This is a genomic window from Halopseudomonas oceani (assembly GCF_963677335.1).
Classification (GTDB): domain Bacteria; phylum Pseudomonadota; class Gammaproteobacteria; order Pseudomonadales; family Pseudomonadaceae; genus Halopseudomonas; species Halopseudomonas oceani.
The window spans coordinates 3,853,705-3,872,056 of sequence record NZ_OY781932.1; the positions used below are offsets into that span (position 1 = coordinate 3,853,705).

At 60.4% G+C, this 18,352-nt stretch carries 15 protein-coding genes; 6 read left to right on the plus strand and 9 right to left on the minus strand.

Annotation, left to right across the window (positions count from 1 at the left end):
• Positions 1–10: 10 nt before the first annotated feature.
• Complete coding sequence (locus ACKPCU_RS17835) at positions 11–934, plus strand: acyltransferase (RefSeq protein ID WP_321348761.1); 924 nt, start codon at positions 11–13, stop codon at positions 932–934.
• Positions 935–1,349: 415 nt separating this feature from the next.
• Here the strand turns inward: ACKPCU_RS17835 and ACKPCU_RS17840 are convergent, their stop codons facing one another.
• The 5 genes from ACKPCU_RS17840 to ACKPCU_RS17860 form a co-directional block, all read right to left on the minus strand.
• A complete protein-coding gene (locus ACKPCU_RS17840) occupies positions 1,350–2,003 on the minus strand; it encodes an OmpA family protein (protein WP_104738890.1) in 654 nt (217 codons plus the stop codon).
• Positions 2,004–2,069: 66 nt separating this feature from the next.
• On the minus strand, positions 2,070–2,711 hold the full coding sequence (locus ACKPCU_RS17845) for an MBL fold metallo-hydrolase (protein ID WP_321348762.1): 642 nt from the start codon (positions 2,709–2,711) through the stop codon (positions 2,070–2,072).
• Positions 2,712–2,829: 118 nt separating this feature from the next.
• A complete protein-coding gene (locus ACKPCU_RS17850) occupies positions 2,830–5,106 on the minus strand; it encodes a putative bifunctional diguanylate cyclase/phosphodiesterase (protein WP_321348763.1) in 2,277 nt (758 codons plus the stop codon).
• A gap of 414 nt (positions 5,107–5,520) precedes the next feature.
• Positions 5,521–5,889 (minus strand): GFA family protein, encoded by a 369-nt coding sequence (locus ACKPCU_RS17855; RefSeq protein WP_104738893.1) that lies wholly within the window; start codon positions 5,887–5,889, stop codon positions 5,521–5,523.
• Between the two features lie 69 nt (positions 5,890–5,958).
• Positions 5,959–6,555: a DJ-1/PfpI family protein gene (locus ACKPCU_RS17860; RefSeq protein ID WP_321348765.1), complete on the minus strand. Its 597-nt coding sequence runs from the start codon at positions 6,553–6,555 to the stop codon at positions 5,959–5,961.
• Positions 6,556–6,644: 89 nt separating this feature from the next.
• On the opposite strand from ACKPCU_RS17860, the gene ACKPCU_RS17865 reads away from it, so the two are divergent.
• Positions 6,645–7,991 (plus strand): aminotransferase-like domain-containing protein, encoded by a 1,347-nt coding sequence (locus ACKPCU_RS17865; RefSeq protein WP_321348767.1) that lies wholly within the window; start codon positions 6,645–6,647, stop codon positions 7,989–7,991.
• On the opposite strand, the gene ACKPCU_RS17870 is transcribed toward ACKPCU_RS17865, so the two are convergent.
• Positions 7,988–8,872 carry a carbon-nitrogen hydrolase family protein gene (locus tag ACKPCU_RS17870; RefSeq protein WP_321348769.1) on the minus strand — a complete coding sequence of 295 codons (885 nt, stop codon included), beginning with the start codon at positions 8,870–8,872 and terminating at the stop codon, positions 7,988–7,990. The two genes, ACKPCU_RS17865 and ACKPCU_RS17870, sit on opposite strands and share 4 nt — an antisense overlap.
• Entirely contained in the window at positions 8,872–9,459 is a 588-nt protein-coding gene (locus tag ACKPCU_RS17875; RefSeq protein ID WP_321348771.1) for a GNAT family N-acetyltransferase, read from the minus strand. The genes ACKPCU_RS17870 and ACKPCU_RS17875 overlap by 1 nt, the downstream gene beginning before the upstream one ends.
• 154 nt (positions 9,460–9,613) lie before the next feature.
• On the opposite strand from ACKPCU_RS17875, the gene ACKPCU_RS17880 reads away from it, so the two are divergent.
• On the plus strand, positions 9,614–9,958 hold the full coding sequence (locus tag ACKPCU_RS17880) for a ketosteroid isomerase-related protein (RefSeq protein WP_407651864.1): 345 nt from the start codon (positions 9,614–9,616) through the stop codon (positions 9,956–9,958).
• A gap of 67 nt (positions 9,959–10,025) precedes the next feature.
• Here ACKPCU_RS17880 and ACKPCU_RS17885 read toward each other — a convergent pair whose 3' ends face one another.
• Both ACKPCU_RS17885 and ACKPCU_RS17890 read right to left on the minus strand, forming a co-directional pair.
• Complete coding sequence (locus tag ACKPCU_RS17885; protein ID WP_321348773.1) at positions 10,026–11,387, minus strand: DUF1329 domain-containing protein; 1,362 nt, start codon at positions 11,385–11,387, stop codon at positions 10,026–10,028.
• A 438-nt stretch (positions 11,388–11,825) separates the two neighbouring features.
• Positions 11,826–13,511: a fatty acid--CoA ligase gene (locus ACKPCU_RS17890; RefSeq protein WP_321348774.1), complete on the minus strand. Its 1,686-nt coding sequence runs from the start codon at positions 13,509–13,511 to the stop codon at positions 11,826–11,828.
• A gap of 222 nt (positions 13,512–13,733) precedes the next feature.
• On the opposite strand from ACKPCU_RS17890, the gene ACKPCU_RS17895 reads away from it, so the two are divergent.
• The 3 genes from ACKPCU_RS17895 to urtB all read left to right on the plus strand — a co-directional run bounded on the left by ACKPCU_RS17895 (position 13,734) and on the right by urtB (position 18,334).
• Positions 13,734–14,915 carry an acetyl-CoA C-acyltransferase gene (locus ACKPCU_RS17895; protein WP_321348776.1) on the plus strand — a complete coding sequence of 394 codons (1,182 nt, stop codon included), beginning with the start codon at positions 13,734–13,736 and terminating at the stop codon, positions 14,913–14,915.
• Positions 14,916–15,280: 365 nt separating this feature from the next.
• The gene (gene urtA, locus ACKPCU_RS17900) at positions 15,281–16,579 is read left to right on the plus strand and encodes an urea ABC transporter substrate-binding protein (protein WP_104738901.1); all 1,299 of its coding nucleotides are present in this window, start codon (positions 15,281–15,283) and stop codon (positions 16,577–16,579) included.
• Positions 16,580–16,681: 102 nt separating this feature from the next.
• Positions 16,682–18,334, plus strand: a complete 1,653-nt coding sequence (gene urtB / locus ACKPCU_RS17905) for an urea ABC transporter permease subunit UrtB (protein WP_321348778.1) — start codon at positions 16,682–16,684, stop codon at positions 18,332–18,334.
• Positions 18,335–18,352 lie beyond the last annotated feature (18 nt).

Sequence of the window (18,352 nt, forward strand, 5' to 3'; positions counted from 1 at the left end):
AGCCAACCCCATGCTGTCGTTTCTGCCTGCTTCCGTGCGCGGTATCATTGCTACCCTGCTGCTGGTGCTGAACACCCTGATCCACGCGCCGATTCTGTTCGTCTTCGCCCTGATCAAGCTGCTGCCGATACCCGCGCTGCGCACCTTCTGCACCCGGGTGATGATCCGCGTCGCCGAATTCTGGATCACCTGTAACAGCGGCTGGATGGCGCTCAGTGGGCGCACCCGCTGGGATATCGAGGGGCTGGAGCGGCTCGACTACAACGGCTGGTACCTGGTCACCAGCAACCACCAGAGCTGGGTCGACATTCTGGCCCTGCAGCACGTACTCAACCGCCACATGCCAATGCTCAAGTTCTTCCTCAAGCAGGAGCTGATCTGGGTACCCGTCATTGGCCTGTGCTGGTGGGCGCTCGACTTCCCGTTCATGAAACGCTACAGCAAGGCCTATCTGGCCAAGCACCCGGAGAAAGCCGGACAGGATCTGGCAACCACCCGTAAGGCTTGCGAAAAGTTCAAATCCACCCCGGTGGCGGTCTTCAACTTCCTCGAAGGCACCCGCCTGACGCCGGCCAAGCACCAGCAACAGCAGTCACCGTTCAAGTACCTGCTCAAACCCAAGTCCGGTGGCATCGCATTCGTTCTGGATGCCATGGGTGAGCACCTGCGCTCACTGCTGGATATCACCATTCACTATCCCGATGGCAACCCGAGCTTCTGGGACCTGCTGTGCGGAAAGGTCAGGCACGTGGTCGTGCATCTTGAACTCAAGCCGATTCCGGCGGCATTCCTCGGCCGCAATTACCAGGAGGACGAAGCGTTCCGCGGCGAGTTCCAGGCTTGGGTCAATCAGCTGTGGCTCGACAAGGATGCCCACTTGGCGCGCCTGCACCAGCAATTTCCGACGCCGGCTGATCGGGCAACGGAGCGATAAACCAGGAAACTTTTCGCCCCTTTCACTTGCGCGAGAATTTGCGCAGAAACACTCCATCACCGTCACCGGACTATGGCCTCCACTCCAGTGATCGTCTCCACTAGGCCTTTCGCCTTCACGGCGAGCCAAGGGGCACCCGGCTACGCGGCCCTGCGGGTTCGCTGCGTTGCTCGGTCTGGCGGGGAGCGGCAGAACTCGTCACTGCGCTCCTCAGACATGCTGCCGCTCTTTTTCCCACCAGCCCTGCGCTACTCGCCCGCGTAAACGGGACGAACCACACGTGCACACTCCACGTCCTGAACATCCAGCAGACGCTCTTGGTGCAACGACCTCGCACCGCCCCAGCGAGACTCCATGAGAAACCAAAAAAGGCCAACCGGGTACCCCGGTTGGCCTTTTGGCTCGCCTGCAGTGATCAGAGCTGACGCAGGGTGATCTCGACGCGGCGGTTTTGCGCACGACCAGCTTCAGTCTCGTTGCTAGCGATCGGCTGGCTCGGGCCAACACCGGCGCTGCTGATGCGTGCGCCACTGACGCCTTGGCCGGCAAGATAGGACGCGACACTGGCTGCGCGCTCACGCGACAGGCGCATGTTCAGCTCCATGGAACCGGTGCTGTCGGTATGACCGACGATGTTGATGCCGTTCTGGTCGAACTCCTTGAACACCTTGACCAGCGAATTCAACGTCGGATAGAAGCTGCTGGAGATGTCGGACGAGCCTGATGCAAAGGTAATGTTGCCTGGCATGACCAGCTGCAGGGTATCGCCGTTGCGGATGACCTGCACGCCAGTGCCAGTCAGCTCCTGGCGCAGGCGCTGTTCCTGCTTGTCGACGTAGTAGCCATAACCGCCACCAGCTGCGCCGCCAACGGCTGCACCGATCAGCGCACCCTTGGCACGATCATCGCTGCTTGAGGTGGCGGCGCCAATGGCCGCGCCAGTCAGTGCACCAATCCCGCCGTAAACCGCAGACTTGCCAGCCTGCTGTTCGCCGGTATAGGGGTTGTTGGTACACCCGGCAATCATCAGTGCACAGGCACCCGCAATAATCAAACCTTGGCTTTTCATAGTAATTCCCTTGTTCTGGTTGGTTCTGTCTCTCGCCCGACCCCAAGGCCAAGCCAGACGCGGCACTCAGCCGCGAATAAATGGATTCTCGCGAACCTCATCTCCGATGCGGGTATCCGGCCCGTGCCCGGTCACCACAATCGCATCCTCATCAAGCGTATAGAGTCGTTCGCGAATCGATCGTTCAATCTGACGATAGTCCCCACCCCACAGATCGGTGCGCCCGATACCACGGCGAAACAGGGTATCACCAGCAATGAGCAGCTTGCCCTCGGGGAACCAGAAACTCATCGAACCCGGCGTATGACCCGGCGTGTGCAACGCAACCCCACACCCGCAGGCCAGCTCCTCGTCATCCTGCAACCACTGGTCCGGCGCCGGGGCTGGTTTGTAGGGGATACCGAACATCTTGCACTGCATCTCCAGACCGTCCCAGAGAAACTGATCTTCCTTGTGCAGGTGCAGCGTAGCACCGGTCAGCTTCTTCAGTTCACCGGACGCCAGAAAGTGGTCCAGATGGGCATGGGTATGAATGATGCTGACCAGCTTGAGCCCAAGCTCATTGAGGCGTTTGACGATAAATTCATGGTCCCCGCCCGGATCCACCACAATCGCCTTTTTGCTGACCGGATCACCAATCAGCGTGCAGTTACACTGCAATGGGCCAACAGGGAACGTTTCGCGAATCAGGGTGGGTGTTTGCGTCATCTTGCTTCCAGCATCAAAAAATCGGCCAAGCTGCACTGACAGTGCCAGCTTAGGGTTCAAGACCCAGAGTATAGGTAGGCAGGCCGCAGGAGGCCAGCCGCGGATGGATCACCCTAGGCTAACTGCAGTCCCCTGTCTGGCCATTTTCGCTCCTGCGCATCACCCATCCGTCAAAGTCCGGCGCCGGCATCGGCGGCGAGAACAGGTAGCCCTGGGCCTGATCACACCCGAGTGAGCGCAGGGTATCGAAGGTCTCGCTATCCTCAATCCCCTCAGCAGTCGTTTTCAGCCCCAGGCTGGACGCCATCTGCACCACCGCCTGGACGATGGCCGCGTTCTGCGAGTTGAGTGCCACATCCCGCACAAACGACTGATCAACCTTCAGCTTGTCGACCATAAAACGCTGCAGATAGGTCAGGTTTGAATAACCGGTACCAAAATCATCGATCGCCAGCCGCACACCCAGCCGGCGCAGGCGGGCCAGCAGGTCGACAAACTGCTCAGGCTGGTTGATCAGCGCCGACTCGGTGATCTCCAGCTCTAGCAGATTCGCCGGTGCCTGATGGACCGCGAGGCTGCGCGCAAGAACCTGATCAAGGTCGCCGCGCCCAAACTGCTTGGCAGAAACGTTGATCGCCAGCGTCAACTCGCCAAGCACTGGTTGACCAACCCAGCCGGCAAGCAACGCACAAGCCTGATCAATCACCCAGCCGCCAATCTCGACAATCAGCCCCGCCTTCTCGGCAATCGGGATAAATACACCTGGCGAGACAAAACCACGTACCGGATGCAACCAGCGAATCAGCGCCTCAGCACCCACCACCCTGCCGCTCTGCATGTCCAGGATGGGCTGCAGATACAACACAAACTCGTTGCGTTGCACCGCCCCATGCAGCTCACTGGTCAACAGAATTTCCTCGTGCAGCTGCCCATCCATGTCGCTGTCGAAGAAGCGAATCATGTTCTGCCCCGCATCCTTGGCGCTCTTGACTGCCAGACTGGCCTGCTTGAGCAGGCGCTCAAAGCTGTCACCATTGCTCGGGTAGAGCGCAACGCCGATAGATACCGTGATATTCAGGTCGATACCTGCCAGTTGATAGCCTTCGCCAGCGCGCTGTAACAACCTAGAGGCAATCGCACTGGCGCTGGCAGGCCCGTCTTGCAGCGGCAGCAAAAGCAGAAACTCGTCGCGCGAGATACGCGCCAGCGAGGGGTTACCGTTGCTGACCTCGGCCATGCGCGCAGCCAATTGGCTCAGCAACTCATCTCCCTTGGTGTAGCCAAAGGCATCATTGATGCTGGAGAAGCGATCAATATTGATCAGTATCAGGGCATGCCCGCGTCCGTCGCGCAGCGATACACTGGCGAGCTGCTCTATGCCAAAACGGTTAAGCGTACCGGTCAGGTGATCATGGGTTGCCTGTTGAATCAGGCGCTGTTCGGCCTCGCGAATATCGGTCTCGTCAGAGAGCACCAGTTGAATCGCCACGCGACCGTCCCACTCGGTCAGCCAGCCAGTCATGCGCAGTTGCAATATCCTGCCAGCGGGGCCGGTGACAGTCTGCACCCAGGACAGCGTTTCCGCGTCGCCATTGCGCAGCTCGGCCAGTCGCTCCGCGAACAGTTGACGATCAAAGTCCTTCAGCGCGAGCTGCTCCCAGTTGGGTGGAATCTCAGCGGAGGTTTTCAAGCCGAACAGACGCAAGGCCGCGGGATTGGCGTAGACGAAGCGGTCACCCTGCAAGACGACAACGCCCTGATGCGAACTATCGGTCAGGCGCATAAAGCGCGAACTGAGACGCTCGGCCTGCTGCGCCGAACGATCAACACAGGCATAAAGCAACGCCAGCCCCATCAGCAAACGGATCAAGGCGACGATCTGAGCCTGCAGCGGATGAGACTCAACGCCCCAGATCGGGGAAATCCACCAGCACAGTGCATTGAGCAGCAGCAGCCCGCTGGCCAGCTTTTCTGCCGGGGGGCCACTGCGTAGCTGCTGGGCGACAAACAGCGCCGTGACCGAGAACATTAACGCGATGGTGAACACCGCCATGCGCGGCGACCAGAGCAGCGCCAGCATCAGCACCACAAACATGATGACGCCCGACAGCACAAAGTAGCGCAGGGGATAGGTTGCTCCCCGCATCAGCGAGGCACCGTACATCAGAAACAACATGCTCAGCACAATGTGAGCACACCAGCCCACGCCGCCCAACCAGCGCAGCGGCGTATCACTGTAATAGAGCAGAGTAGTGGGTACCCAGAGCGCACCGGTCATAAAGAACAGGCCGATCCAGCGGGTAAAAGGCTGTCCCTTGTCCCGCTGCCAGGCAAGAAGCAGCGCTGCGCCAACTGACAGATTGACGGCCATTGAGTACAGCATGAATAACTGCATTGAACTGCTCCCTGAGTTGTGCGCCTGCACACCGCATCCTTTGGATAGAATGCGTTCTCACCGGGATACGTTTCAAGATATATAGCATTCGCCGCGGCATTCTTCACCGAAAACGGACATCACCGTGCACACCCTCATACCAGGGCTGAACGCCGCAAGCCACTGATTGTCGGCCATTGGACCACCGCCACATTGACCAGGCGGCATTACCGCTTGGCAGTCAATTGCCGGAAACTCCCAGTACCAGCAACGCCCACCCGGCAGCAGAAGGCGGCCTGTCAGCGGGCTTCAAGCGCGACACAACAACCGGTCGTTAAACCGGCAGCAACAGAAGCCCGCATGGGATACAGGAAGATTTATTCACCGGCGCCAAATGGCTATCAGGGCAAGGCCAGATGCAGTTGGTTTGCTCCGTCAGGCGTCGCGCTGAAAACGCTGCTGCACGGCAAAGGGAGGTAGCCACGCCTCACGGCGACAGCTCCACAGCTCGTAGCTGGGGATAAACTGATCCGGCTCATCCAGCGCACCCAAATGCACCTCCATCTCGTCGCCGCTACGTGAATAGACCGACGACCCACAGAGCGGACAGAAATGCCGTCCGGCATATTCCGCGGTCTGCCCCGCTATCTCGACCGCCGCCAACACGAAGATCGCCGAAGCGTGAAACAACGCACCGTGGTGCTTGCGACAATCCAGGCAATGGCAGATGCCAACGCGCAACGGCTGGCCTTCAGCCCGCAGACGAACCGCCCCACACAGGCAGCCTCCCAACACTGTAGTCATCGTTCTTTCTCCGCTTCGGCCTGGCTTCGCTGGCCATCCTGCGTCCAGGGTGAAGTCCGCGCAAGCGTATCAACCCACAGACTGAATCCGGCAAAGGACCTGCTCAACAAAATCCGTCTTCTCTCCGACCGGCGCTACATAGTGAACTGCCTGCTCTACTGCCGCCTGCCCGGCCAACCGCCAGACCAGCCAGGCCGCCAGATACACAGACGCCAGGCAGCCGCCAGCCGTTGCGATATTGCCCTGCTGATAGAACGGTTGCTCCAGCACATCCACGCCCGCATCGACCAGCCAGGGGCGCGTGGTCAGATCAGTGCAGGCAGGGGCACCCTCCAGCACACCCAGCCTGGCCAACAGCAGTGCTCCGGAGCACTGCGCCGCTACCAACTGGCGCGCCGGGTCCAGCGCCAGTTGCGCCATCAACCCGTCATTCTCGGCTATCTGGCGGGTCTGCAGGCCACTACCAATCAGCACCGCGTCGGCACTGCACGCTTGGGCCAGAGTGGCTTGGCGGTCAACAACCAGCCCGTTCATCGAACAGGGGCGCTCGCTTGGGCTGGCAATAGTCACGCGCCAGCCCTCAAGACGGACACGATTGAGAATGCCATAGGCAATAAAGGAGTCGAGTTCGTTGAACCCTTCGAACGTGAGAATACTGATGTGCACGGCGTTAAACCCTCTGATAACAAATCACTGTTGCCGGGCAGAATCAGATAGCAGACCATGACAATCAATAAATTGTCATGGATACACCAATGCCAGCGCCGCGCTACAAGCAACTGGTTGACCGCTTCGCCGAACAGATACGCTCCGGCACACTGCCCCCGGGCACACGCTTGCCGACCCACCGCACCCTGGCGAAAGAAGAGCATCTGGCACTCGCTACCTCGTCACGAGTGTACGCAGAGCTGGAATCAATGGGACTGATCAGCGCCGAGGTCGGGCGCGGCACCTTTGTTCGCGAAACCCGTGTTTCTCCAGGACAGGGTATCGATCAGAGCCCGACAGCACCGGACATGCTCGACCTCAATTTCAACCATCCCGAACTGCCGGAGCAAACGGAGCTGCTGCGCAGCGCGTTACGCCAGCTTGCAGCGTCAGGCGATCTGGACGCGCTGTTGCACTATCAACCGCACGCCGGACGGCCGCACGAGCGGGCCATTGTTGCCGAGCACCTGAGTGCGCGAGGGCTGGCGGTAACGGCAGAACAACTGATGCTGGTCAGCGGCGCCCAGCATGGTCTCGCGGTAGCCCTGATGAGTACGCTGCGCGCTGGTGATGTGATTGCGGCGGATGCCCTGACCTACCCCGGATTCAAGGCCATCGCACAATTACTGCACCTGGAGGTGCTGGCAATCCCGGCGGGCAAGGCTGGGCCGGACCTGATGGCGCTCGACGCGCTATGCCAACACCGCAAGATACGTGCGCTGTACTGCATGCCCACTCTGCACAACCCGCTCGGCTGGGTCATGCCCCGTGCGCAGCGAAAAAAACTGGCAGCTCTGGCGCGTCAGCACGATCTGCTGCTGATCGAAGACGCCGCTTACGCCTTTCTTGCTGATGCCCCGCCGCCGCCTCTCTACAACTTCGCACCGGAGCGTACCCTCTACGTCTCGGGCTTTTCCAAAAGCGTCGCCACCGGCCTACGGGTGGGCTATCTGGTTGCCCCTATCAACCGGGTTGCCAGCCTGCAACGCACGATTAGAGCGACAACCTGGAATACCCCGGCACTGCTGACCCGCATTACCTGCAGCTGGATCAGCGACGGCACCGTGCAGCAGTTGGAACAGCAAAAGCGTAGCGATGCCGCAGCCCGGCAACAGCTCGCTCGCCGAGTGCTACACGGACTCCCCTGGCAAGGCCATCCCAATGCCTACTTTCTCTGGTTGCGGCTGCCAGCGACGGTACGCGCTGAGCAGGTGGTATCCGCACTCCTGCAGCGCAACGTGTCCGTATCCAGCGCTGCACCCTTCGTGGTGGGTGAACACACGCCGCAGGCGATCAGGCTGGCACTGGGCTCATTGGATATCCCCCGTCTTGAGTCAGCGCTCTACCAGGTCAGAGCGGTGCTCGAAGCGGCCGAATGTGGTGCTATCGGCTAATGCTTTGCGGAGCCGACACAGCCAAACTGCTTTGGCCAGTCCCGGCGGGTAAATACCTGGCCGTTGTCACGCACCCGGCGCACCTCGTCCAGATCCAGCTGGCAGATCAGCCAATGGCTCTGGGCCGGGCTCAGCTCCGGGCTTTCAGCAGCAATGCCGTTGGCTGGCATACCATAGTCCGAGGGCACATATAGCGCAGCGCGGCCGGTATTTTCGTCCAGCGCCGGTGACCACGCAGCCATGCCAACGGTGGGCGACTGCAGCACAGCAACCTGATTCTCCAGCGCCCGCGCCTGCGCGCCGATACGCACCCGGTAAAACCCGGCCGCCGTGTCGGTGCAGCTCGGCGCCAGAATCAGATCAGCACCCTGCTCGGCCAGCGCACGCGCCAGCATAGGGAACTCGTTGTCGTAGCAGATCAGAATGCCGAGCTTGCCCAGGTCGGTGTCGAACACGTTCAACTCACTGCCGGCGGCGATATTCCACTGCTCCAGCTCGAAGCGGGTCATCATCAATTTGTCCTGACTGCCGAGGCAGCCCTGCGGGCCGAACAGCCAGGCACGGTTACGGTATTGCCCATCCTCATCCAATACCGGCATTGAGCCGGGTTGCAGGTAGACGCCGCAGTCCCGCGCAATCTGCTCGCAGAGTTCCAGCCAGCGCAGCACCAGCGGCTGGATGCCGGCGATGGAGGCATGCAGATCGCTGCGCTCGGCGGCGGGCAACTGGCCGCTCAGCACCAGCCCGGCGTACTCCGGCAACAACAGCAGCTGAGCCCCCTGCGCCACCGCCTGCTCACAAAGGGTCGTCAAGTGCCGGGCATAGGCGTCCCAGGTCTCCAGCAGATCGATGTGGTACTGGCAGGCAGCCAAGGTAATCATCAGACCAGCTCCTTCAGCCAGAACGACATGGGTTTGGCTGATTCCTCAGCCTCATCCAGGTCGCGCCAGTGGTAGACCGTCGCCAGTTCCGGGTGGTGCTGATAGCCCCGGCGCGCCCAGAAGGCATCCAGCGGCTGATAATCCGCTGGGCGCCGCGGATGGTCGACGGGGCGTTGCACCGCGCAGAACGCTGACCATTCAAACCGGCCAAGCCGGCGCGCATGCTCTTCGCGCTCGGCAAAGAACCGCACCCCCAACCCCTTGCCCCGCCATGCAGGCAGCACCACGGACTCGGCGCAGTAGAAGACCCGCTCGCAGTTCCAGCCCTGCTGGACAAATGGCCGCTTGAATGCCTCGCTCTCATCCGCCAGCGGCAGCGCGGTAGACGCACCGACCACCTGACCTTCGTCCTGCACCAGCACGCACAGGCTGTCCGGACTGCGCAGGTAGGTGGACAGGTACTCGGCCTCGTATTCTCGACTGCCGTCGTACAGATAGGGAAATTCGCGAAACACGCGAATGCGCAGATCCGCCAGTACATCAATCCAGGGCGCAATCTGTTGTCCGCGGAGCAGTTGGATGTCCATGCTGAAACTCGCTGCAAATGGATCTCGCCGGGCTCTGTACCGGCACCTGCGGGCAACTTATCATGCCTGCAGCCCAACCTCTAACAGGAGCCCGCCCCACGTGACCACCCGCGATCTGATCCAAGCCTATTACGACGCCTTCAACGCCGCAGACATGCCCGCCTTTCTCGCCCTGCTCAGCGATGACATCGTGCACGACATCAATCAGGGCGAGCGCCAGACCGGCAAGGCGGTATTCGCCGAGTTTATGGACAAGATGAATCGCTGCTACCGCGAGCAATTGACCGATCTGGTCATCATGGTCAGCGCCGATGGCCGCCGAGCCGCCGCTGAATTTGTCGTCAATGGTGAGTATCTGGCCGACGACGAAGGCCTGCCACCAGCCAAAGGCCAGAAGTATGTGCTGCCGGCGGGCGCCTTCTTCGACGTTAAAGACGGCAAGGTCGCGCGCATCAGCAACTACTACAACCTGAACGACTGGATAGCTCAGGTCTGCTGAAAAGGTATCTGCGCCGCAACGCAAAACGCCCGGCAAAGCCGGGCGTTTTGGTTACTGCAACGAGCGCTTAGCGCACGCCAGACTGACGCAGGGCAGTCGGCGTGAACTCGACACTGGAGGTCTTGTAACCGTAGTTGTAGTTACTGCGCTCTTCGTTGTTGGCACCCATCACCAGGTAACGGCCAGCGACCAGGTCATACAGGGTTTCCATGGTGTAGCCCAGAACCTTGTCGGCATAACGTTGGACAGCATGGGCCTCAGCGACACGCCACAGCTCACCGCGACCATCGTAATGATCGATGTGGGCAGCCTGCCAGGAGTCCTCATCGATAAAGATGTGACGCTTGGCGTAGATATGACGCTCACTCGGCTTGACGTTGGCAACCACTTCCCAGACGCGGTGCAGCTCGTAGCGCGTCAGGTCCTGGTTGATGTGGCCAGCCTGGAAGATCTGGTCATACTTGACCTGCGGTGAACCCAGCTCGAAGTTGTTGTACGAGATGAACATCTCACGCTTGCCAACCAGCTCCCAGTCGTAACGATCCGGTGCACCGTTGTACAGGTCCAAGTTGTCGGAGGTGCGCATACCGTCAGCAGCGGTACCCGGACCATCGTAGGACACCTGCGGGGCACGGCGAACACGACGCTGGCCAGCGTTGTAGATCCAGGCCATGCGCGGGGAAGCGACCTGGTTGATAGTCTCGTGGACCAGCAGCACGTTACCGGCCAAGCGTGCCGGGTCGGTCACCTGCTGCTTGAAGTAGTAGAGCATGTCCGCTGCTGTGCTCGGGTCGTAATCTTCCAGCCCGCTCGGTACGGCATATTCTTCCACGAAGCGCACAACGTTGTAGTTGCCATTGACCTGCGGCGTGGCCTGCACCACGGTACGCTGGAATGCCTCGCCACGGTAGCGGGTAATGTGGTTCCAGATCGCTTCCAGACCATCTGCCGGGATCGGGAAAGCGTAGGCCAGACTGTAGTTGTTCAGACCGTTGCCACCCTGAACCAGAGTCGTCTTGGTCGCGTTGGCCGCTGCGGCATCATAAACAGCCTGGGGGAATGCGGCAGAACGGTGGCTGGCAAACACGCGCATCTTGAAGGTGTCGGGATAACGCTTGAACATGGCAATCTGACCAGGCGCCAGATTGTCTGCATATTGCTCATAGTTGGCAGCGGTAATGACAAACTCCGGCTGCTCACCAGCGTAGGGATCGGCCATGAATCCGTTGGCATCAACAGCAGCGGCGTCAGTCGCCAGGCCACCGGTCCACTCAGGGATAGTACCGGCCGCGTTGCCCGCAACCTCGGCGCCAATCGGTGTGAGGCTGGAGCCCAGTTTGGCCGCATCCTGCTCGCTGACCGAAGCCATTACAGACGGCACGAACAGCGCGGTTGCCAGAATCGAAGAAGCAATGGAGATGGGTTTCATACATTCGCCCTGTTTTGCTTGGAGTTGTTTGGGGTGACCGGCCACCAGCACATTCGCTGCAACGACCATGACCGGTGTTGTTCCCTCAAGGAGCACACACGGTGCCTGCCGTCAGACCTTCAGACGCACAACATCGCCCGCATTACCTGATGATAGACACCGGGTCACGCAGCGAAGAGGATTTATTAGGATTTTTATAAGACTTGAGAGGGCCACGACTCTACTGTCTGGAGGCGAGCTAATCAAGCCCATTCGTCCCATTTACACCACAGAACCCATCGCACAAAAAAACACAAACCCGCTCTAAATCAAGCTCTACAACAAGAAATAAAAGCAATTCAAAAGAAGCCAATGAGACAACTAGCATGTTATGGCCCACTGTCTCAGGCATAAAAAAGCCGCGCCGGAAACCGGCGCGGCATGGACTTCATCCGGCGATCAAGCCAGCGAGGAGATGCACTCCGCGCCCGCTTCCAGCCAACCGGCGATATCAGCGCGGATGCGCTTCTTGTCGAGCTTGCCGACGCTGGTTTTCGGAATCTCGGCAACCACCGCAATCTGATGTGGAATCGCCCACTTGTTGATGTGGCCTTCCTCTACACAGGGCGTCAGGTGATCGGCGATAGACTGAGCCGTAACCGTCTGACCGGCCGCCGGGACGATCAGCGCAAACGGACGCTCATCCCAACGCGGGTCCGGCACACCGACCACAGCCACTTCAGCCACCAGCGGGCTACGACTAATCAGGTCTTCCAGCTCCAGCGAAGACAACCACTCACCGCCAGTCTTGATCACGTCCTTGATCCGGTCGCGAATCTCGATAAAGCCCATCGGGCTGATAGTTGCTACGTCACCGGTGTGCATCCAGCCGCCAGCCCACAGCTCCTGGCTCTTCTCCGGCTCACGGAAATAACCCTGGGTCAGCCAGGGCGCGCGCAGCACCAGTTCGCCCTGGGTTTCGCCGTCATTCGGCAGCATCGAGCCATCCGGCGCCATGATCTGCGCTTCAACCAGCGGACCGGGCACACCGGCCTTGATCCGATGAGCGATCTGCACTTCCTCAGACGCCTCTTCCAGCTCCAGGTTGACGTAGCCAGCAGAAATCATCGGGCAGGTCTCGGACATGCCGTAGGCGGCCCCCAGCTGCATACCTTTGGCCTTCGCCGCCAGATACAGCGACCGGTTCAGGGCGCTACCGCCAATGATCACGCGCATGCCGTTGAAATCGAAGTCCTTGGCGCCCTCGGCGTTCAGCACCATCTGCAGGATGGTCGGTACGCAGTGGGAGAAGGTGACCTTGTGGTCCTTGATCATCTGCACCAGACGCTCGGGTTCGTAGCGGCCCGGATAAACCTGCTTCAGACCCAGCATGGTCGCCGTGTAAGGGATGCCCCAGGCGTGAACGTGGAACATCGGGGTAATCGGCATGTAGACGTCGCGGTTACCGAGCTGACGAACGCTGTCGAGCGCGCTCAGTGACGCAGCCTGCCCCAGCGTGTGCAGCACCAACTGACGGTGGGTGAAGTACACCCCTTTCGGATTACCGGTGGTGCCGGTGGTATAGAAGGTGGTAGCAACCGAGTTCTCGTCAAAGTCAGCAAATTCGTAAGTCGCTTCTGCCGCCGCCAGCAGTTGCTCGTATTCACCCACTAGGCCCGGGAGGTCAGCCGTCTTCTCGTCTTCGTCGGTAAGCAGAATGGTCGTTGTAACGGTGGTCAGTTCGCCTTCGATGGCCTTGTAGATCGGCACAAACTCACTGTTGATCAGCACCACGATGTCTTCGGCGTGGTTCATGGTGTACAGGATCTGGTCATGCGACAAACGAACGTTGATGGTGTGCATCACCGCGCCCAGCATGGGAACAGCGAACATACACTCAAGATAACGGTGACTGTCCCAGTCCATCATGGCAACGGTGTCACCCGCCTTGACGCCCGCCTTGGTCAGCGCATTGGCCAGGCGGCAGACGCGCTCATTGAAGGTTCGATAGTCGTAACGAACAAGGTCCCGATAGATGATCTCCTGCGTGCGCTCGTAGCGCTGTCCTGTCAGTAACAGGTTCTTGATCAGCAACGGAGTGGAGCGCGCCTCGTCGGTCGGCTTGAGGATACGAGTATTGAGCATTGAATGGCCTACTGTTTTTGGGATTGTCAGGACATGGAACGGTCGTCGTACGCAACCGGGCAAATGCAATTGATTCCAGAGTAGCCCAGCCAGCGCAAGCGGAAATTATCATACGGATTTTCTTTGCGACCATCATGCGTATAATTGTAAACAAAGTCGTTTTGTGACTGAACTTAGCTTCATAGTCTCAACAAGCACCCACACATCAAGTCAGGAGCCGGTATGTCGGACCAAAGCATCGTAATCGTCAGTGGCGTTCGCACCCCCATGGGTGGTTTTCAGGGTAGCCTGTCCAGCATTAGCGCAGTTGAGCTGGGCGCCATCAGCATTCGCGAAGCCGTCAGCCGAGCCGGCATCCCAGCCGAAGCGGTAGAAGAGGTCATCATGGGCTGCGTACTGCCCGCTGGCCTCAAGCAAGGTCCGGCCCGCCAGGCCAGCCTGAACGCCGGTCTGCCAGCCGCGACGGGCTGCACGACTATCAACAAACTGTGCGGCTCCGGCATGAAAGCCGTGATGCAGGCCCATGACGCACTCAAGGCCGGCAGCAACAACATCATGGTAGCGGGCGGCATGGAAAGCATGTCCAACGCCCCCTACATCATTGAGAAAGCCCGCACCGGCCTGCGCATGGGCCACGGTGAAATCAAGGACCACATGTTCCTCGACGGTCTGGAAGATGCACACACTGGTCGCCTGATGGGCTCCTTCGCCCAGGACACCGCAGACCAGAACGGTTTGACCCGCGACGACATGGACGCCTACGCCATCGAATCGCTCAAACGCGCCCAGGCCGCCATTGAAAGCGGCGTGCTGGCCAACGAAGTCGTCCCGGTCACCGTCAAGACCCGCAAGGGCGAGGTCGTGGTCAAGGACGATGAACAGCCGCTGAACGCCAATCTGGACAAGATCCCGACCCTCAAACCGGCCTTCAAGAAAGACGGCACCGTCACCGCCGCCAACGCCAGCTCCATCTCCGACGGCGCCAGCGCCCTGGTGCTGATGACCGCTGCCGAAGCCGAGCGCCGTGGTCTGAAGCCGCTGGCCCGTATCGTCGGCCACGCCACCCAGAGCCAGGACCCGAGCGAGTTCACCCTCGCTCCGATCGGCGCCATGACCAACCTGTTCAACAAGACCGGCTGGACTGCCGCAGATGTCGACCTGTTCGAGATCAACGAAGCCTTCGCCATGGTCACCATGCTGGCCATGCGTGAGCACGGCCTGGACCACGCCAAGGTCAACATCTACGGCGGTGCCTGTGCCCAGGGGCACCCGGTTGGCTCCACCGGCTCGCGGCTGATCGTCACTCTGATCAATGCCTTGCAACAGACCGGCGGCAAGCGCGGCGTGGCCTCGCTGTGCATTGGTGGCGGCGAAGCTACCGCAGTAGCCATCGAGCTGATGTAATGCGTCGGAGCCCGAGCCGTGCAACGCGGCCCGGGCTTTCACTTGTCCCTTCCCCTTTCCGCACAAAATCCTGACCACGCACCACGGCAACGCACCATATTCGTGCGTCGCACCACCGCATAGCACTGCCGCCAAACACCGCGCAAGCCGCTCACATTTCAGTCAGCCTCCGCTGCAACCCCCACGCCAGCGCGCTTCGACTTTGACAATGTCAGCCAATGTCAAAACTGGCACGGTCTCTGCTCTGTTCATGGCACAGGCTGACTTGCTGGGGCGGTCTGCGCGGTCCTGGGGCGTCAACACCGGACCAGCAAGTATCGAGCAACAGCCGTGACTCCTGCCAATAACAGAGAAAGGAAAGGAACATGACTCTGAAGAAGATCGTCAAACAGGTCGGCGCACTGGGCGTCGCCTGCAGCATGGCCATTGGCGCACTCAGCGCCCAAGCCGAGGAAACCATCAAGGTCGGCGTGCTGCACTCGCTGTCCGGCACAATGGCTATCTCGGAAACCACCCTGAAAGACACCATGCTGATGCTGATCGAAGAGCAGAACAAGAAAGGTGGCCTGCTCGGCAAACAGCTCGAACCCGTGGTCGTTGACCCGGCCTCCAATTGGCCGCTGTTCGCCGAACGCACCCGTGAACTGCTGGAGCAGCATGGCGTGGACGCCATTTTCGGCTGCTGGACGTCGGTTTCCCGCAAATCCGTTCTGCCGGTGGTTGAAGAGCTGAACGGCATCCTGTTCTACCCGGTTCAGTACGAAGGCGAAGAATCGTCCCGCAACGTGTTCTACACCGGCGCCGCGCCGAACCAGCAAGCCATTCCGGCGGTTGACTACCTGAAAGATGAAGTCGGCGTTGAACGCTGGGTTCTGGCCGGTACCGACTACGTCTACCCGCGCACCACCAACCGCATCCTGGAAGCCTATCTGAAGGCCAACGGTGTGGCTGAAGAAGACATCATGATCAACTACACCCCGTTCGGCCACGCTGACTGGCAGAACATCGTTGCTGAAATCAAGCGCTTCGGCAGCGCCGGCAAGAAGACTGCCGTGGTCTCCACCATCAACGGCGACGCCAACGTGCCCTTCTACCGCGAACTGGGTAACCAGGGTGTTTCCGCAGAAGACATCCCGGTTGTTGCCTTCTCCGTTGGTGAGGAAGAGCTGTCCGGCATCGACACCGCTCCGCTGGTCGGCCACATGGCTGCCTGGAACTACTTCATGAGCGAAGAAACGCCGGAAAACGAAGCCTTCATCAAGGCCTGGCACGACTACATCGGCGACACCAAGCGCGTCACCAATGACCCGATGGAAGCCCACTACATCGGCTTCAACATGTGGGTCAAAGCGGTTGAAGCAGCCGGCACCACCGATACCGACAAGGTCATCGATGCCATGGTTGGCGTGGAAGTCCCGAACCTGACTGGCGGCGTCAGCACCATGCTGCCGAACCACCACATCACCAAGCCGGTCCTGATCGGTGAAATCCAGGACGACGGCCAGTTCCTGACCGTTTCCAGCACCGAAGAGCTGGTGCCCGGCGACGCCTGGTCCGACTACCTGGAAGGCAGCAAGGACCTGATCTCCGACTGGACTGCCCCGATCAGCTGCGGCAACTACAACACCCAGACCAAGAGCTGCGTCGGCGCCACCGCCGAATAATCAGCCACCCTCTGACGGCGGGCCATGCGCCCGCCACGGCAACCGGGGCGACCATCACGCCCCGGTTGCACATTCAGTTCGATCTTCAATCAGGACGATGCCATGAACCCCATTTGCCGTCTGACACCCCGGCATGCCGTGCAGCAATGGCTTACCCGTTTGCTGCTGCTGTGTCTGTGCAGTCTGCCTCTGCACGCCAGCGCCCAGGACACAGGAGCGGCGCCCGCTTCTGCTCAACCCACCGTTGACGAACTGGTCCGCCAGCTGGCAACCGGCAACCTGCGCCAGCGCGCCGCCACCGTCGACCAACTCGCCAGCCAGCAGGACGACCGTCTGGCCGACATTTTCAACGCCCTTGTTGCCGGCGACCTGCTGGCCAGCAAGGATAAACCACCGGTCATCGCCATTCGCAGCGGCGACCAGTTGACCGACGCCCTGGATGGCAGCGACCTGACCGACACCGCTGGTCTGCGCCGCATTCCGGTGAACAACAGCCTGCGTACCCAGTTGCGCGGGATGGTTGCCCAGCTCAACCTGACTCACCCCAACAGCGACAAGCGCTACAACGCTGTGCAACGTTTTATCCGTGACGGCGTGGATGCCGAGACCGCCGCCCTGCTGCGCGAGCACCAGCCGGCCGAAGAGTCTGGCCGGGTGAACGACGCAATCGACGCAGCGCTGGCCCTGTTTGACTTGCAGAACGGTGACCGCGATCAACGCATGGCCGCCATTGACACCCTCAGCGGTTCTCTTGAACAGGAGGCCCGCAACGCTCTGCGCAGCGTCGCCGAGAATGACGACGACGCAGAGCTGCGCGCTGCTGCAGCCAAGGCCATCGAATCCATTCAGGGCCGCATCGACTTCTACCGCTTTATCGAGAATGTATTCTTTGGCCTCAGCCTGGGGTCGATTCTGCTGCTGGCCGCTATCGGCCTGGCCATCACCTTTGGCGTCATGGGCGTGATCAACATGGCCCACGGCGAACTGATCATGATCGGCGCCTACACCACCTGGGGTATTCAGGTGCTGTTCCCGGATCTGATCGAGTGGAGTCTGCTGATTGCCATTCCGGCCGCCTTCCTGATCACCGCACTGGTCGGCATCGCCATCGAACGCGGGGTCATCCGCTTCCTCTATGGCCGCCCGCTGGAAACCCTGCTGGCCACCTTCGGCCTCAGCCTGGTCCTGCAGCAGGCCGTGCGCACCCTGTTCAGCCCGCTCAACCGTTCGGTCACCTCGCCGGAATGGATCAGCGGCACCCTGAGCATCAACCCGGTGCTGTCGATCACCTATACCCGTCTGTACATCCTGCTGTTCGGGCTGGCGGTGTTCTTCGCCCTGATGCTGGTCATGAAGCGCACCAGCCTCGGCCTCAAGGTCCGCGCCGTCTCGCAGAACCGCGCCATGGCCCGGGCTGTGGGTGTGCGCTCCAACTGGATCGACGCCCTGACCTTCGGTCTGGGCTCCGGTATCGCCGGGGTGGCTGGTGTTGCGCTGTCGCAGATCACCAACGTCGGCCCCAACCTCGGCCAGGCCTACATCATCGACTCGTTCATGGTGGTGGTATTCGGCGGCGTGGGTAACCTCTGGGGCACGCTGGTCAGCGCCATGAGCCTGGGTCTGATCAACAACTTCCTCGAGCCCTGGGCCGGCGCCATGCTCGCCAAGGTGCTGGTGCTGATCATGCTGATCCTGTTTATCCAGAAGAAACCCAAGGGACTCTTCCCGCAGAAAGGACGGGCCGCGGCTGACTGATCGCCGCTGCTGTTTCTT

What these genes read in the sequence shown, in the direction of transcription:
- ACKPCU_RS17835 (WP_321348761.1), top strand. Translation starts at nt 11, where the DNA reads ATGCTGTCGTTTCTGCCTGCTTCCGTGCGCGGTATCATTGCTACCCTG.
- ACKPCU_RS17840 (WP_104738890.1), bottom strand. Translation starts at nt 2,003, where the DNA reads ATGAAAAGCCAAGGTTTGATTATTGCGGGTGCCTGTGCACTGATGATT.
- ACKPCU_RS17845 (WP_321348762.1), bottom strand. Translation starts at nt 2,711, where the DNA reads ATGACGCAAACACCCACCCTGATTCGCGAAACGTTCCCTGTTGGCCCA.
- ACKPCU_RS17850 (WP_321348763.1), bottom strand. Translation starts at nt 5,106, where the DNA reads ATGCAGTTATTCATGCTGTACTCAATGGCCGTCAATCTGTCAGTTGGC.
- ACKPCU_RS17855 (WP_104738893.1), bottom strand. Translation starts at nt 5,889, where the DNA reads ATGACTACAGTGTTGGGAGGCTGCCTGTGTGGGGCGGTTCGTCTGCGG.
- ACKPCU_RS17865 (WP_321348767.1), top strand. Translation starts at nt 6,645, where the DNA reads ATGCCAGCGCCGCGCTACAAGCAACTGGTTGACCGCTTCGCCGAACAG.
- ACKPCU_RS17870 (WP_321348769.1), bottom strand. Translation starts at nt 8,872, where the DNA reads ATGATTACCTTGGCTGCCTGCCAGTACCACATCGATCTGCTGGAGACC.
- ACKPCU_RS17875 (WP_321348771.1), bottom strand. Translation starts at nt 9,459, where the DNA reads ATGGACATCCAACTGCTCCGCGGACAACAGATTGCGCCCTGGATTGAT.
- ACKPCU_RS17880 (WP_407651864.1), top strand. Translation starts at nt 9,614, where the DNA reads ATGCCCGCCTTTCTCGCCCTGCTCAGCGATGACATCGTGCACGACATC.
- ACKPCU_RS17885 (WP_321348773.1), bottom strand. Translation starts at nt 11,387, where the DNA reads ATGAAACCCATCTCCATTGCTTCTTCGATTCTGGCAACCGCGCTGTTC.
- ACKPCU_RS17890 (WP_321348774.1), bottom strand. Translation starts at nt 13,511, where the DNA reads ATGCTCAATACTCGTATCCTCAAGCCGACCGACGAGGCGCGCTCCACT.
- ACKPCU_RS17895 (WP_321348776.1), top strand. Translation starts at nt 13,734, where the DNA reads ATGTCGGACCAAAGCATCGTAATCGTCAGTGGCGTTCGCACCCCCATG.
- urtA (WP_104738901.1), top strand. Translation starts at nt 15,281, where the DNA reads ATGACTCTGAAGAAGATCGTCAAACAGGTCGGCGCACTGGGCGTCGCC.
- urtB (WP_321348778.1), top strand. Translation starts at nt 16,682, where the DNA reads ATGAACCCCATTTGCCGTCTGACACCCCGGCATGCCGTGCAGCAATGG.